The sequence below is a fragment of the Curtobacterium sp. Curtsp57 genome (assembly GCF_047324335.1).
GTDB lineage: Bacteria > Actinomycetota > Actinomycetes > Actinomycetales > Microbacteriaceae > Curtobacterium.
The window spans coordinates 2072138-2086698 of record NZ_CP168511.1 but is presented as its reverse complement, the minus strand read 5'-3'; the positions used below and the strand labels follow the sequence as shown (position 1 = coordinate 2086698).

Here is a 14561-nt window from a genome sequence, read left to right as displayed (position 1 = left end):
AGTGTTCGCGGTTGGTGACCGTTCCGGTCTACGCGGTGCGTCGGAGTCGTTTCACAGTGCACGGGGAGGGTCGTGTCCCCCCGCCGCGCTCAGTGGACAGGCCGGACGCCCCGGTCAGTGCCCAGGAGTCGTCGCAGCGGGGTCGATCTGGTCGACGGCGTCGCGCATCTGCTCGAGGAACACCGCCACGACCCGGGCGTCGGCTGGCGGCAGGCCCTCGGCGATGGACATCATCCGACGGTGCATCACACCGAGCGTCGCGCGGACCTCGTCGTCGGTCTCGGTCGTGGGGGTGATCACGAGCGCGCGTCGGTCGGTGGGGTGCGGCTCGCGCCGGACGTGGTTGCTCCGCACCAGGCGGTCGATGAGGATCGTCGTCGACGCCGAGGAGATCTTCAGGTAGGCGGCGAGGTCCTTCGGACTGACCTTGCGGCCGGAGCGCTGCGCCTGCAGGAGGTAGCGGACGGCGAGCAGGTCCGTCTCGCCCATGCCCATCGAGTCGCGGGTGCGCCGTCGCATCGCGGTCTCGGCGGCCCGGTAGCGACGCAGGGCGTTGAGGACCGCGACGCCGCGTTGGGTCGCGTCGTCATCCGGGAACCAGTATCCGGATGCTTCCGTGATCTCCTGCGTGGACATGGGGTTCAGGGTAACCCGTCTCGTTGCTAGACGGTCTAGCGGCTTCCGTACCCCGGAATGACGGGAGGCTCGTGGCGGATCCGCCACGAGCCTCCCGTCCGTCCTGGGGGTACGGTCCCTACGCGGCGGCGGGCTCCGCGGTCGCCTCGGCGAGCGCGGTCAGCGCGCCCTGCACGAGCTGGGTGACCTCGTCGTCCTCGCGCGGGTGGGTCTCCGCGAAGCGGACGACCGACTGCGGGATGGCGACCTTGACGTCCTCGAGGACCTTGGCACCGGCGATGCCGGCGGCCTTGCGGGCGTCGTCGTGCGCCCAGACGCCGCCGTACTGTCCGAAGGCGGAACCGATGACCGCCACGGGCTTGCCGGAGATGGGGGAGGCGCCGAACGGACGCGATGCCCAGTCGATCGCGTTCTTCAGCACCGCGGGGAGGGTGCCGTTGTACTCGGGCGTCACGAGCAGCACGCCGTCGGCGTCGGCGAGGGCCTTGCGGAAGGCGACGGCGGAAGCGGGCGGGGTGTCCCCGTCGATGTCCTCGTTGTAGAACGGCAGGTCGACGATGCCCTCGTGGACGGTGGGGGTGATGCCCTCCGGCGCGTGGTGGATCGCTGCTTCGGCGAGCTTGCGGTTGATGGAGTCGGCGCGGAGGCTGCCGACGAGGACGACGACGTTCGTCATGGGGATCCTTCTGTGCTCGTGGTTCTGGGACGGAAAGGTGTCAGAGACAACCAACACGTTCGCACGCAGCGCTATTCCCGAACTGTGCGTCGTCGGTACGGTGGCGGGGTGACCGACCCCAGGACGCCCGCCAGCACCCCTGCGACCCCCGACGCGGACTGGTGGCGCGACGCCGTCGTCTACCAGGTCTACCCACGGAGCTTCGCCGACTCGGACGCCGACGGACTCGGAGACGTGGCCGGCATCACGAGCCGGGTGCCGTACCTGGCGGGACTCGGTGTCGACGCGATCTGGCTGTCGCCGTTCTTCCCGTCCCCGCTCGCCGACGGCGGGTACGACGTCGCCGACTACCGCGACGTCGATCCTCGGCTCGGCACGCTCGACGACTTCGACGCCCTGGTCCGTGCGGCACACGCGCACGACATCCGGGTGATCGTGGACGTGGTGCCGAACCACACGTCGTCCGGACACGCGTGGTTCGAGGCCGCGCTCGCCGCCGAACCGGGATCACCCGAACGGGCGCGGTACGTGTTCCGGGACGGCACCGGTGACGCCGGGGAGCTCCCGCCGAGCGACTGGGTGTCGAACTTCGGCGGCAGTGCATGGACCCGCGTGCCCGACGGCCAGTGGTACCTGCACCTGTTCGCCCCGGAGCAGCCCGACCTCGACTGGTCGAACCCGGCGGTGCGTGCGGACTTCGAGGACACGCTCCGCTTCTGGTCCGACCGCGGAGTCGACGGGTTCCGCGTGGACGTCGCGCACGGGCTCGCGAAGGACCTGTCGACGCCGTACCGCCCCTCGAACGAGCACGACCTGCCGCTCGACGGGTCCGACCCGCTGTACGACCGCGACGAGGTGCACGAGATCTTCGCCGCCTGGCGGCACGTCCTCGACGAGTACGACCCACCGCGCGCAGCCGTCGCCGAGGCCTGGGCCCCTGCGCCTCGACGGGTCCTGTACGCCCGGCCGACGGAGCTCGGGCAGGCGTTCAACTTCGACCTGCTCGAGTCGCCGTTCGACGCATCGGCGTTCCGGCAGGTCATCGAGCGGAACCTCGCCATGTCCGAGCAGTCGGGGGCGTCGAGCACGTGGGTGCTCTCGAACCACGACGTGGTGCGGCACGCGACGCGGTACGCACTCCCCGCCGGCACCGACACGGACGCCTGGCTGATGACCGACGGGGTCTCGCCGGCTCCCGACCGTGACCGGGGGCTCCGCCGTGCGCGGGCGGCGTCGTTGCTGCAGCTCGCGCTCCCGGGATCCTCGTACGTCTACCAGGGCGAGGAGCTCGGGCTGCACGAGGCCGCGGCGATCCCCCGCGACCTGCTGCAGGACCCGAAGTGGGTCCGGTCTGGGCACACCGTCAAGGGCCGGGACGGCTGCCGCGTGCCGATCCCGTGGACCGAGTCGGGGCCGTCGTTCGGGTTCGGCGACGTGGCACCCTTCCTGCCCCAGCCGGCGGACTTCGGCGCGTGCTCGGTCTCGGCGGAGGACGGCGACCCGACCTCGACGCTGTCGCTCTACCGGGCGGCGCTCGCTGCCAGGCGCCGACTGCAGTCGGGTGAGTCGCTCACGTGGCTGGACGCGCCAGCCGCGGTCGTCGCGTTCGCGCGGCACGACGGGTGGCGCTCGGTCACGAACTTCAGCACCGACCCGGTGCCGCTCCCGGCCGGGCACGTGGAGGTGGCATCGGGACCGCTGGGCGACGGCGTGCTGCCGGGCGAGACGACGGTCTGGCTCTCGTAGACAGCGGCTCCTCCACACCCGGGAGGCTCGTGACTGCGATCCACGGATCGTCGCACCACCGCCTCTCGGTCGCGCCCCGATCGCGACGATCGGGGCATGACAGAACGCATCCACACACCGCCGCGAGCAGCCCGCCGGGTGCTCGCCGTCGCCGTGTCGCTGACCGCCCTCGCGGTCCTGGCGATCCCCGCGCTGCAGACCCCGTCCGCATCCGCCGACGACCTCACGTTCCCCTACGACAACGCGTTCGACACCGGCCAGGGCGGTGTCCTGAGCGGCGATGCGCGGATCGTCGACGGGCGACTCCGCCTGACGGACGACTCCCGCGGACAGGCCGGCTCGTGGTCGACCACCGACACGTTCCCCTCGACGCTCGGGCTGGACATCGAGTTCGAGTACGCGATGTACTCGGACGACCCGCGCGCCGGTGCGGACGGCCTGCTCGTGTACCTCGCCGACGGTGCGGCCGAGCCGGGCATCGGCGGGACCGGGGCAGCGCTCGGGTACGCCTGCCGTCCCGAGAGCACGCAGGGCCAGGGGCCGTGCGACACCGCGGGCATCCCGGGTGGGTTCGCGGCGATCGCGCTCGACCGGTACGGCAACTTCTCGCTGCCGATCAACGACAGTGGTCCGGGGGTCACACCGGACGCCGTCGTGGTCCGCGGCTCCGGTGACGGGACGGACGGCTACCGGTTCGTCGCCAACGCCGTCGCGCCCGGCCGGGTCGAGACCGACGGTCCGACGACGCGCACCGTCCGGGTGCAGCTGCTGCCGGGCGACGACGGCGAGCTCGCCGTCAGCGTGCAGCTCGAAGCCGGCGGGGGCATGCGGACGGTCCTCGACGGCGTCCCGCTGCACAGCGCAGGCCAGGCGGCGCTCCCGCCCACGCTGCGGCTGGGCTTCGCGGGGGCGACCGGTGCCCACGTCAACGTGCACGAGATCGACTCGCTCAGCGTCCGGCAGCCGGCGGACCTCCGCGTCGAGCACGACCTCCCGCCCGTGGCCGCCGGGGAACACGTCCGGTACTCGGTCACCGCGTCGAACGTCGGCCGGAACGCATCGGACCCGAGTCCGTTGACGGTGGACGTCCCGGACGCACTGCACGACGTGACGTGGGCGTGTGCGGCCTCGGACGGTGGCGGGTGCTCCGCGGCCGACGGGACCGGCGACGTCGGCGTGGACCTCGCGCTCGACCGCGGAGCATCGGCGACCGTCACGATCGAGGGCGCCCTCGATCCCGGTGCCACGGGTGAGCTGGTGAGCGTCGCGACGATCGCGACGGCGCCGCACCTGGCGGACGCGGACGAGACCGACAACACCTCGCGAGCGACCGCGGTCGTGGCCGCGTCGGCGCAGCTCGAGACGGACAAGTCCGTCGAACCCGCGACCGGGGTCCGTCCTGGTGACCACGTCGAGTACCAGGTCGTCGCACGGAACCGCGGGCCGGCGACCGCCAAGGACGTCTCCGTCGTCGACGACCTGCCGGCGGCGCTCGTGTTCGTCGATTCCGGGGACGCCTGCGCTGCGGCCGGACAGCGGGTGACCTGTGGCGACGGGACGGACCTCGCGCCGGGCGAGGAACGGGCCTTCCGGTTCCGGGCGTTGCTCGGCGAGGACTACCGCGGTGACGGCTCGGACGTCGTGAACGTGGCGACCGCTGCCTCGCCGACCGACCCCGACGGCGGAGATCCCTCGCCCGATGTCGCGATCGAGGTGGTGGATCCCGACGCTCCGGACGATGCCTCGGTGCCGCCGGGGCCGAGCGCTCCCGCCGCGAGCGTGCCGGAGCGCTCGACCGCTCCCGCCGCCGACCGGGGTGGGACCTCGAACCCACGCGGCGGTGCGCTGGCCTACACCGGCACCGACGACCTCGGGATCGTCGCGGCGATCGGGGGCGTGCTGGTGGCGGCAGGAGCGGGCTGCTGGTGGGTGGCACGACGTCGCCTCCGTGCTGACCGCCACGAGGACCCCGCGGGCGACTGATCGAGCAACCGAGGGTGCTCCGGCCCGTCGCAGGTCGGAGCATCCTCAGCTCGGGTGCGGCCCACACGGACGGGGCACATCCCGGTCGGCGGTAGGATCGTTCGAACGATCCACATGCCCGAAAGAGGTCTCGTGTCCGACTCCGTCGCCGACGCACACCAGCGCGCGCGGTACTGGCCGATCCCCATCCTCCGGGCCGTCCCCGCTGCGATCGTCGCCATCGTCATCACGTTCTCGTCCAACCACGCGGCCGGGTACGGTCTGCTGCTGTTCGGCGCGTTCGCGGTCGTCGAGGGCGTCGTCCTCGGCGTCGGCAGCCTCACGCGACTCCGCGATGACGATCGGTCGCGGCGCACCGCCGTCGCCCAAGCCGTCGTCACGGTCCTCGCGGGCGTCGCCGGGATCGCGTGCAACGGCCTCGGGCTGCCGGCCTTCATCACGATCGTCGTGGCGTTCGCCGTCCTGACCGGCGCACTCGAGCTCACCCAGGGCATCCGCGCTCGCCGCACCTCGCCGTTCGCCAGGGACTGGATGACGATCGGCGGGCTGACCCTGCTGCTGGCGATCGGATTCCTCGTGACCCCGCCGGACTACTCGCAGCAGCTCGGCGGCATCGAGCAGGTCAGCGGCGTCCTCGACGCGTCGATCGTCCTCGTCGGCCTGCTCGGCGCGTACCTCGCCATCACGGCGGTCTTCCACGTGATCGCCGGCCTCTCGCACAAGTGGGGGACGACTGCACCAGCGGCGTCCCCGAACGGAGCTCCACACGCATGACCACCCCCAGCCGTCGTGACCGCCTGCGCCCGGTCGAGCTCCTCGGGATCTCCGCGATCATCGCGGTGTTCACCGGGCTCGTCGTGCTCATCTCGACGAGGGAGGTCACGCTCGCGCTGATCTTCCTCGGCATCGCGTTCATCGTGGTCGTGGTGGTCCTCGCGATGCTCCAGCTCGCGTCGACGAGTGACCAGGACGACAACGACATGCTCGGCGGGCACAAGACCCCGGGTGAAGGAGACGGCGACGGCTTCCACTGAGGTCCGACGACCCGAGCAGGGTGCTCCTGACCTGCCCGGCCGGTACCGCCACCGGTACCTGATCCTCGCGGTCTGCTGCATGAGCCTGTTCATCGTCTCGATGGACGCCACCGTGGTGAACGTCGCGCTGCCGTCGATCGGCCGCGAGCTCCACAGCACGATCTCCGGACTGCAGTGGACGATCGACGCCTACACGCTCGTGCTCGCGAGCCTGCTCATGCTGTCCGGCTCGACCGCCGACCGGATCGGGCGGCGCCGGACCTTCCAGATCGGGCTCGCGCTGTTCAGCGTCGGGTCGCTGCTCTGCTCGCTCGCACCCACGGTCGGGTGGCTCGTGGTGTTCCGCATGGTCCAGGCGGTCGGCGGATCGATGATGAACCCGGTGGCGATGTCGATCATCACGGCCACGTTCGACGACGCCAAGGAGCGGGCGCGGGCGGTCGGTGTGTGGGGCGCCGTCGTCGGGGTCTCGATGGGCGTCGGGCCGCTCGTCGGCGGAGCACTGACGGACACGGTCGGGTGGCGGGCGATCTTCTGGATCAACGTGCCGATCGGCATCGCCGCGATCGTCCTGACGTTCCTGTTCGTCCCGGAGTCCCGCGCCCCGCGTCCACGTCGACTCGACCCGCTCGGACAGGCGCTCGTCATCGTGCTCCTGGCGGCGCTGGTGGGCGGACTCATCGAGGGCCCGCGGCTGGGGTGGACCTCGCCGGCGGCCCTCGGGCTCTTCGTCGTCGCGGCTGCAGCCCTGGTCGCACTCGTCGGGGTCGAACGGCGCACCGCCGAACCCCTCATCGACGTCCGGTTCTTCCGGAGCATCCCGTTCTCGTCCGCGGTGCTGACCGCGATCGCCGCGTTCGGTGCGAACGGCGCGTTCCTCTTCCTGAACGCGCTCTACCTGCAGGAGGTCAGGGGCATGTCCCCGTTCGAGGCCGGACTGTGGACGCTGCCGGCGGCGGTCGCGACGATGCTCGCCTCGCCCCTGTCCGGACGACTCGTGGGATCGGTGGGCACCCGTGTCCCGCTCGTGCTCGCCGGGATCGGCATCGGTGGCGCGGGTGTCGTGCTCACGACGATCGACGCGCACACCCCGATGTGGGTGCTCGTCTCCGCGTTCGTGCTCTTCGGACTCGGGTTCGGCATGGTGAACGCCCCGATCACGAACACCGCGGTCTCGGGCATGCCACGGGCGCAGTCGGGCTCCGCGGCCGCCGTTGCCTCGACGAGCCGCCAGACCGGGGTGTCGCTCGGTGTCGCCCTCGCCGGGACCGTCACCGGCGCGAGTGCGGTCGCCAGCGTCGGTGCGGGGTTCGCGGTCGCCACGCACGCGATGTGGTGGATCGTCGTCGGCATCGGTGCGGGCATCATCGTCGTCGGGTTCGTGTCGTCGTCGGCCGCGGCGCGGCGGTCGGTGTCGGGCATCGCCCACCTGCTCGAGGGCTGAACCGCATCACTGCCGCGCGGCGACGATGTCCTGCGCGAGCGCCCGCACCGCTCGGTTCGGTTCTGGTGCCGTCCGCATCGCCAGACCCACCCGGAGCGGCTCGACCGGGTCCTCGAGCTCGAGGACCACGCCGTCGTGCGGGACCCCGGAGTCCGGCACCACGCCGACCCCGAGTCCGGCGGCCGCGAACCGGATGACCGCGGGCATGTCGTTCATCTCCGCGACGATGCGCCGCCGGATGCCGAGTCGCTCGAGCGCCTGGTCGAGGATGATCCGGTTGCCGAACCCGTGCGCCGTGTCGATGAACGACTCGTCGGCGAGTTCCGTCAGCGACACCGAGGTGCGTCCGCTCCGTGCGAGCGGGTGGTCCGCGGCGACGAACACCCGGAACCGCATCTCGCGGAGGGGCTCGACGACGATGCCGGCGGGCACCGACGGCAGGCCGCAGTAGGCCAGGTCGAGCCGTCCGGCCACCAGGTCCTGCACGAGCCCGGTGGTCCCGGACGGGGACGTCATGAGCTCCACGGCGACGAGCGGGTGGCGCTGCCGGAACGGGCGGAGCACCCCGGTCAGGTCGACGATGTCCATGCTCGTGAAGATCCCGAGCCGGACCCGCCCGCGGAGTTCGGCGTCCGACGCGGTGGCGAGGTCGTGCATCCGGTCGAGCGAGTCGAGCACGGCCCTGGCGTGCGGGAGGAGGTCCTCGCCGGCCGTGGTGAGGACGAGCTGCCGGCCGGTGCGCTCGAACAACCGGACACCGAACGAGCGCTCGAGGCTCGCGATCCCCGCCGAGACGGTCGACTGCGCTGCCCAGAGCCGTTCAGCAGCGCGGGTGACGCTACCCTCGGCGGCGACGGTGACGAACTGTTCGAGCAATCGGGTCTCCATGCACCCCATCATCGACCAGATCGATGGAAACCATCAAGATGATCCGTTTGACCCGATGATGCGGTGGCGGGAGCATCGGAGCATGACAACCGTCCTCGAAGAAGCCTCCACCGGATCCGTCACCGCCCCTCCGGTACCGCGCGGTCGGCGCGCGCACAGCCGTCGCCGTCACGGTGCGGGGTTCTGGGCCGTGGCGTTCGCGTTCCTCGCGGTGATGGCGTTCGCGACGGTCCCAGCGCCGCTGTACGTGATCTACCAGGCGCGCGACGGCTTCCCCACGTTCACCACGACGATCATCTTCGCCGCGTACGGCCTCGGTGTCGTCGGGTCGCTGTACTTCACGGGGCACCTGAGCGACGTCCTCGGGCGGAAGCCGCTCATCCTCGTGTCGATCGCCCTCGAGCTCGTCGCGGCGGTGCTGTTCCTCGTCTGGAACGACGTCAGCGGGCTGATCGTCGCGCGGCTCGTCACGGGCTTCGGCGTCGGGACGCTGACGGCGACGGCGACGGCGCACCTCGGGGAACTCCGGGTCCGCGCCACCGGCCGCGAGGCGTCCGCGAAGGGTGCCGGCGTCGCGGCCGGCGTCGTGAACCTCGGCGGTCTCTCCCTCGGCGCCCTCGTCGGCGGAGCGCTGGCGGAGTTCGTCGGACAGCCGCTGATGACGCCGTACGTCGTGTTCGTCGTCGCGCTCGTCGTCGCCTTCGTGGCGGTGCTCGCCGCGCCGGAGACCGTCGGCCGTCCCGAGGAGCGTGTGCCCTACCGACCGCAGCGCGTGCAGGCCCCTGCGGGCAAGGGCGGCGCGTTCTGGACCGCGGGCATCGCGGCGTTCGCGGCCTTCGGGGTGCAGGGGCTCTTCAGTTCGGTCGCGCCGTCGTTCCTCGGTTCGACGTTCCACGTGACCGACCGTCTGGCCGCAGGAGCCACGACCTTCGGGGTGTTCGCCGCGAGTTCCGTCTCCCAGCTCGTGTTCGCCCGGCTCTCGCAGCGCGCCCAGATCCGGCTCGGCGTCGTCCTCCTCGTCGGCGGGCTCGTCGTGCTCGGTGTCGCGGCGGTCCTCTTGCAGGTCGCCGGGTTCATCGGCGGGGGCGTCGTCGCCGGCGCGGGGGTGGGGCTGCTCTTCCGGGCGGCGATCGCGAGCGCGGGTGCCCTGGTCGGCCCCGAGCAACGCGGCGGGGTGCTCGCGGCGACGTTCCTCGTCGCGTACGCCGGGCTGACGGTGCCCGTCGTGGCGGTCGGCGCGGCGCTCCTCGTGCTCCCGACGCTCCCCGTGCTCCTCGGGTACGTGGTGCTCGTCGCCGCGCTCGCCGCCGTCGCCGGGACGCGACTGGCCGCGCGCGCCTGACGCACCCCGAGCCTCCCGTCCGGAGCCCTGGTCCACCGGACGGGAGGCTCGCCCCACCTCCGGCATACTGGCCGCATGCCGTCGAGACGCAACCGTTCCGTCGTCACCGGTGTCGCCGCGGTCGTGGCCGCCGGTCTCGTGGCCGGTGGGCTCTTCCTCACCGCGCAGCAGGGTGCGGACGACCCGGTGCTCTCCGGGCCGACGACCGCGCCGACCGCCGTCGCGACGAGTGACGGCACCGTCGTCATCGACCGGACCGGTCCGGACCTGCCGGGTGGCTCCGTGCTCGCGTCCTGCGACCGGGACTCCCGCGCGACCGTCGCTCGCTACGACACGGCCGCGCTCGGCGACGTCGTGCTGCAGTGCGGGAACTCGAGTCAGGGGTACGAGCACATCCGCGTGCGGCACACCGCTGACTGGGAGGACGTCCTCGCGGGCCACGGCGACCGGGACTGGGACGACGCGATGCTCACCGCGGTGCAGACGGCGCTCACCAGCCCGCGGGACGGGTTCCCGGTCGACGCCGGCGACGGCAAGGTCTGCTACGCCGCTGCCGTCCGGTTCGACGACGGGACCGCGCCGAGTCCCGACGGCTTCGTGAAGGTCATCGTCTCCGCGACGACCGACCGCGTGATCACCGCCTACCCCACGAACGACGACGACTGCTGACGGGTCGCGCCGCTCGATCCGTGCGCCCTGTTCCCGTGCGCCCGCGCCCCCGCCCGCGCCCCCGCCCGCATGGCCGCGCGCGCCTGCCCGCCCGCCCGCGCCTGCCTGGTCCCGACTCCGAACGACAGCGTCGTTGTCGTACGACAGCGCGCGTGTCGTTCGTTGCGGGCGCGGGCAGTTGCGCGCGCGTGGGTGCGACAGCGTCGTTGTCGTACGACAGCGACGTTGTCGTTCGTTGCGGGCGCAGGGAATTGCACGCGCGTGGGAGCGACAGTGTCCTTGTCGTACGACAGCGGTTGTGTCGTTCGTTGGGGGCGCGGGCAGTTGCGCGCGCGGGCAGTTGCGCACGCGTGGGAGCGACAGCGTCGTTGTCGTACGACAGCGGTTGTGTCGTTCGTTGGGGGCGCGGGCAGTTGCGCGCGCGTGGGTGCGACAGCGTCGTTGTCGTACGACAGCGGCTGTGTCGCCCGTTGCGGGCGCGGGCAGTTGCGCGCGCGTGTGTGCGACAGTCTCGTTGTCGTACGACAGCGACGTTGTCGTTCCGAGTCGGCAACGGCGTCACAGCCCCGCCAGGACCCGCCAGGACCCGCCCCGCCAGACCGACCCAGCCGCCCCGCCGCCCTACGCGTGCACGTCGTGCTCGTGCCGACGGTGCGACGCGGGCTCGAGCTGGAACGTGGAGTGCTCGACCGGCACGTCGAAGTGCTCCGCCACGCACTGCTGCAACTCGTCGAGGATCGCCGGGGCGTGCGCCGTCGTGAAGCAGTGGTCGTCCACCACCACGTGCGCCGTCAGGTTCGGCACCCCGGTCGCGACGAGTGTTGCGTGCAGGTCGTGCACCGCGATCACGTGGTCCAGCTCCAGCATGTGGCCGCGCACGTCCTCCAGGTCGAGCCCCGGCGGCGTGGCCTCGAGCAGCACGTTCGCGGTCTCCCGCAGCAACCGGACCGCCCGCGGCAGGATCAGCCCACCGATGACGAGCGCAGCGACCGAGTCCGCTCGCTCCCATCCCGTCAGCGCCAACACGACGGCCGCGGCGATGACCGCGACGGAGCCGAGCGTGTCGTTGAGGACCTCGAGCCGCGCGGCCCGCGACGTGAAGTTCTCGCCGGAGGCCCGCAGCAGCACGGCGTAGGCCACCAGGTTCCCGACGAGCCCGATCACCCCGAACACGAGCAGCGGCCCGGAGTGGATCTCGGCCGGGACGAACAGTCGCTGGATCGCCGAGATGATCACGTACACGCCGACCGCGAGCAGGATCGCCGCCTGCGCGGTGGCACCGAGCACCTCGGCCCGCTGGAACCCCCAGGTGCGCTGTGCGGTCGGGGAGCGTCTGGCCAGCCGCGTCGCGACGAGTCCGATCCCGATACCGCCGGTGTCGACGACCATGTGTCCGGCGTCGACGAGGAGCGCGAGGGACCCGGTCACGACGGCGCCGACGACCTCGGCCAGCAGGATCGTCGCGGAGATGCAGAACGCCACCCACAGGGCGCGTTCGTTCGCACCCCCGTGCGCGTGTCCGTGGTCGTGTCCCATGCACACGATCGTACGGATCCCCACCGCCGACATGCCAGTATCGTGGCGTGACCCGGTCGCCCTACGAGCTGAGCACCACGCCCGACGTCGTCGAACGGCTGCACCCCCGTCTCCGGACGTACTTCGGGGCGATCCCACCGGGGCACGTGGGCCGCGGCGACGGCGTCTTCGACGTCGTCGGGACACCGCGCAGGTGGCTCTGGCCGGTCCTCGCGCTGTTCGCGCGCGACGCGGTGATGTTCCCGGTCTGGGAACGGCAGGTCCCCTTCACCGTCGAGAACCGGCCGGCGCGCGTCGGCCGGGGCAGCAGCCTGGAGGCTCGTGTCGCGGTCCGCGCGCACCGCACCTTCCACCTCCGCTCCGGAGACCGCACGATGGTGGACGCCATCGCCGCTGAACCGGAGGGCATGGTCGACCACCTCGGTCGCCACGGGCGCGTCAGCGCCCGTCTGCGCGTGGAGGTCGACGCCGACGGGCCGGACGCGGGTGCCCTGCGCCTGGTCTCCACTCGTGTGACGTTCCGTGCGCTCGGACGCGGGTGGAGCCTCCCGGCCCTGATCGCACCGCGTGTGACGCTCACGGAACGATTCGATGACGAAGCCGACCTGCAGCGCGTGTCCCTGGTGCTGACGGCGCCGATCGTCGGCACGCTGTACCGGTACGAGGGGGCGTTCCGGTACGTGATCGCGCCGGACGAGGAGACGGGGACGGGATGAACGACGACAGCACCGACGCGCGCAGTGGCCGCGCGGTGATCGCGGGGGCGAGCGGCTTCGTGGGCAGGTACCTGCAGGACGCCTTCCGCGAGGAGGGCTACGACGTCGTCACGATCGGCCGGACGGGCGATGCCGTGTGGGGCAACACCCTTCGCATCCGCGAACTCGTGGACGGTGCCGCGATCGTCGTGAACATGGCCGGCAAGAGCGTCAACTGCCGCTACGGACGCCGGAACCGCGCCGAGATCGTCCGTTCCAGGGTGGACACCACGCTCGAACTCGCCGAGGCGATCCGCACGTCGGAGCACCCGCCGTCGCTGTGGGTGAACGCCTCGACCGCGACGATCTACCGGCACGCCGACGACCGGCCGCAGGACGAGGCGACGGGGGAGCTCGGCGAGGGCTTCTCGGTCGGGGCCGCCCGCGCGTGGGAGGACGCATTCTTCGGGACGGACCTGCCAGGTACCCGCCGTGTGGCGCTCCGCATGGCGATCGTCCTCGGTGACGGCAGCGCCCTGGTCCCGCTGATCCGGCTCGCGCAGGCCGGGCTCGGCGGCCCGCAGTACGACGGCGCCTGGTTCCCGACGCCGGCGCGCCTGGCCGCGGGCACCTACCACCACGACCGGCACACCCGGGGCCGGCAGCGGTTCAGCTGGGTGCACATCGCGGACGTCCTCGGCTCCATCCGGTTCATCCGCGACCACGACGACATCGACGGCGTCGTGAACGTCACGAGCCCGAACCCGTCGGACAACCGCACGGTGATGGCGACGATCCGGGACGCGGTCGGGCGACGGTTCGGCCTGCCGACCTGGCGGTGGATGCTCGAGATCGGGTCGCTCGCGATCCGGACCGAGACCGAGCTCGTGCTGAAGAGCCGGTGGGTCGTCCCGACACGTCTGGTCGAGGCGGGCTACGAGTTCCGGTACCCGCTCCTCCGTGGCGCCCTCGCGAACATCATCGCCGAGCGTCGACAGCACCGGGGCTGAGCACCGGCAACGCCACCGGAGCCGTGGCACGCGGCGGTCTGGACGCCCACAGCACCCCGCCGACGACGACCGCGCCCGCCAGCACCTCGACCAGGTCGGGCACCTCGCCGAAGGCCGCCCACGATGCGAGTACCCCGACGACGGGGACGAGCATCGAGAACGGTGCGACGGTACTCGACGGGTACGTCGCCAGCAGTCGCGACCAGATGCCGTACCCGACGAGCGTCGCCACGAGCACGATGTAGAGCAGTCCGAGGTCTGCGGGCAGTGCTGTCGGCGTGAAGGCCGTTCCGAGCGCGTGACCGATGCGCGCCGGCCCCTCGACCGTCAGCGACAGCACGGCCATCGGGATCGGCGGCACGACCGACCACCAGAGCGTCAGGTGCAGCGGGTTCGCGGCCCCCGCCCGACGTGTCGCGACGTTGCCGATCGCCCACCCCATCGCACCGCACAGCGCGAGCACGACGGGCAGCAGCGCCGCCGTCTGCGACCGGTGCACGGCGATGGCGGCGAGCGCGCACACGGCGATCGTCACGCCGACGACCTGCCGACCGGTGAGTCGCTCGCGGAGGAACACCCCGGCGAGCACGACCGTGAACGGCGCAGAGGCCTGCAGCACGAGCGACGCGAGCCCCGATGGCATGCCCGACGCCATGCTGAGGTACAGGAAGGCGAACTGCAGGACCCCGAGCCCGAACCCGACCAAGAGCAGCCGCCCGAACGGGATCTTCGGGCGCGGGACGAACAGCAGTGTCGGGATCGCCAGCAGCGTGAACCGCATCGCGGCGAGCAGGAACGGCGGGAAGTGCTCCAGGGCGAGCGCCGTCGCGGGGAAGTTCAGTCCCCAGACGACGGCGACGACGAGGGCGAGGAGACGGTCACGAACGAGCACATCACGATCG

Annotated in this window: 14 protein-coding genes; 9 read left to right on the top strand and 5 right to left on the bottom strand. The window is 72.0% G+C overall.

The features are described 5' to 3' along the window. Nucleotides 1-114: 114 nt before the first annotated feature. Complete coding sequence (locus ACEN9V_RS09705; RefSeq protein ID WP_281266670.1) at nt 115-636, bottom strand: MarR family winged helix-turn-helix transcriptional regulator; 522 nt, start codon at nt 634-636, stop codon at nt 115-117. Nucleotides 637-754: 118 nt separating this feature from the next. Further along, entirely contained in the window at nt 755-1312 is a 558-nt protein-coding gene (locus ACEN9V_RS09700) for an NADPH-dependent FMN reductase (RefSeq protein WP_413600123.1), read from the bottom strand. A gap of 108 nt (nt 1313-1420) precedes the next feature. Between ACEN9V_RS09700 and ACEN9V_RS09695 the strand changes: the two genes are divergently transcribed. From ACEN9V_RS09695 to ACEN9V_RS09675, 5 genes are all read left to right on the top strand, one after another. Beyond that, the gene (locus ACEN9V_RS09695) at nt 1421-3058 is read left to right on the top strand and encodes a glycoside hydrolase family 13 protein (RefSeq protein WP_413600122.1); all 1638 of its coding nucleotides are present in this window, start codon (nt 1421-1423) and stop codon (nt 3056-3058) included. 96 nt (nt 3059-3154) lie between these two features. Further along, entirely contained in the window at nt 3155-5041 is a 1887-nt protein-coding gene (locus ACEN9V_RS09690; protein ID WP_413600121.1) for a hypothetical protein, read from the top strand. A 132-nt stretch (nt 5042-5173) separates the two neighbouring features. After that, nucleotides 5174-5815 (top strand): DUF308 domain-containing protein, encoded by a 642-nt coding sequence (locus tag ACEN9V_RS09685; protein ID WP_413600120.1) that lies wholly within the window; start codon nt 5174-5176, stop codon nt 5813-5815. Beyond that, nucleotides 5812-6075, top strand: a complete 264-nt coding sequence (locus tag ACEN9V_RS09680; RefSeq protein WP_281266675.1) for a hypothetical protein — start codon at nt 5812-5814, stop codon at nt 6073-6075. Before ACEN9V_RS09685 ends, ACEN9V_RS09680 begins: the two co-directional genes overlap by 4 nt. A gap of 31 nt (nt 6076-6106) precedes the next feature. Further along, a complete protein-coding gene (locus tag ACEN9V_RS09675; protein ID WP_413603049.1) occupies nt 6107-7519 on the top strand; it encodes an MFS transporter in 1413 nt (470 codons plus the stop codon). Nucleotides 7520-7525: 6 nt separating this feature from the next. On the opposite strand, the gene ACEN9V_RS09670 is transcribed toward ACEN9V_RS09675, so the two are convergent. Then, nucleotides 7526-8407, bottom strand: coding sequence for a LysR family transcriptional regulator (locus ACEN9V_RS09670; RefSeq protein WP_413600119.1), 882 nt, complete (start codon nt 8405-8407; stop codon nt 7526-7528). 82 nt (nt 8408-8489) lie between these two features. Here ACEN9V_RS09670 and ACEN9V_RS09665 point away from each other — a divergent pair, with 82 nt between their 5' ends. Together ACEN9V_RS09665 and ACEN9V_RS09660 are read left to right on the top strand one after the other, a co-directional pair. Next, a complete protein-coding gene (locus ACEN9V_RS09665) occupies nt 8490-9749 on the top strand; it encodes an MFS transporter (protein WP_413600118.1) in 1260 nt (419 codons plus the stop codon). A 75-nt stretch (nt 9750-9824) separates the two neighbouring features. Further along, nucleotides 9825-10418 carry a hypothetical protein gene (locus ACEN9V_RS09660; RefSeq protein ID WP_413600117.1) on the top strand — a complete coding sequence of 198 codons (594 nt, stop codon included), beginning with the start codon at nt 9825-9827 and terminating at the stop codon, nt 10416-10418. A gap of 621 nt (nt 10419-11039) precedes the next feature. Here ACEN9V_RS09660 and ACEN9V_RS09655 read toward each other — a convergent pair. Then, the gene (locus tag ACEN9V_RS09655) at nt 11040-11954 is read right to left on the bottom strand and encodes a cation diffusion facilitator family transporter (RefSeq protein WP_413600116.1); all 915 of its coding nucleotides are present in this window, start codon (nt 11952-11954) and stop codon (nt 11040-11042) included. Between the two features lie 47 nt (nt 11955-12001). Between ACEN9V_RS09655 and ACEN9V_RS09650 the strand changes: the two genes are divergently transcribed. Both ACEN9V_RS09650 and ACEN9V_RS09645 read left to right on the top strand, forming a co-directional pair. Next, entirely contained in the window at nt 12002-12670 is a 669-nt protein-coding gene (locus ACEN9V_RS09650; RefSeq protein ID WP_413600115.1) for a DUF4166 domain-containing protein, read from the top strand. Next, a complete protein-coding gene (locus tag ACEN9V_RS09645; RefSeq protein WP_413600114.1) occupies nt 12667-13659 on the top strand; it encodes an epimerase in 993 nt (330 codons plus the stop codon). Before ACEN9V_RS09650 ends, ACEN9V_RS09645 begins: the two co-directional genes overlap by 4 nt. Here ACEN9V_RS09645 and ACEN9V_RS09640 read toward each other — a convergent pair. Next, nucleotides 13628-14551 carry an EamA family transporter gene (locus tag ACEN9V_RS09640; RefSeq protein WP_413600113.1) on the bottom strand — a complete coding sequence of 308 codons (924 nt, stop codon included), beginning with the start codon at nt 14549-14551 and terminating at the stop codon, nt 13628-13630. The genes ACEN9V_RS09645 and ACEN9V_RS09640 overlap by 32 nt on opposite strands. Between the last annotated feature and the right edge of the window lie 10 nt (nt 14552-14561).

Coding starts and splice junctions, on each gene's coding strand:
- ACEN9V_RS09705 (WP_281266670.1), bottom strand. CDS start 636: ATGTCCACGCAGGAGATCACGGAAGCATCCGGATACTGGTTCCCGGAT.
- ACEN9V_RS09645 (WP_413600114.1), top strand. CDS start 12,667: ATGAACGACGACAGCACCGACGCGCGCAGTGGCCGCGCGGTGATCGCG.
- ACEN9V_RS09660 (WP_413600117.1), top strand. CDS start 9,825: ATGCCGTCGAGACGCAACCGTTCCGTCGTCACCGGTGTCGCCGCGGTC.
- ACEN9V_RS09680 (WP_281266675.1), top strand. CDS start 5,812: ATGACCACCCCCAGCCGTCGTGACCGCCTGCGCCCGGTCGAGCTCCTC.
- ACEN9V_RS09700 (WP_413600123.1), bottom strand. CDS start 1,312: ATGACGAACGTCGTCGTCCTCGTCGGCAGCCTCCGCGCCGACTCCATC.
- ACEN9V_RS09655 (WP_413600116.1), bottom strand. CDS start 11,954: ATGGGACACGACCACGGACACGCGCACGGGGGTGCGAACGAACGCGCC.
- ACEN9V_RS09690 (WP_413600121.1), top strand. CDS start 3,155: ATGACAGAACGCATCCACACACCGCCGCGAGCAGCCCGCCGGGTGCTC.
- ACEN9V_RS09665 (WP_413600118.1), top strand. CDS start 8,490: ATGACAACCGTCCTCGAAGAAGCCTCCACCGGATCCGTCACCGCCCCT.
- ACEN9V_RS09670 (WP_413600119.1), bottom strand. CDS start 8,407: ATGGAGACCCGATTGCTCGAACAGTTCGTCACCGTCGCCGCCGAGGGT.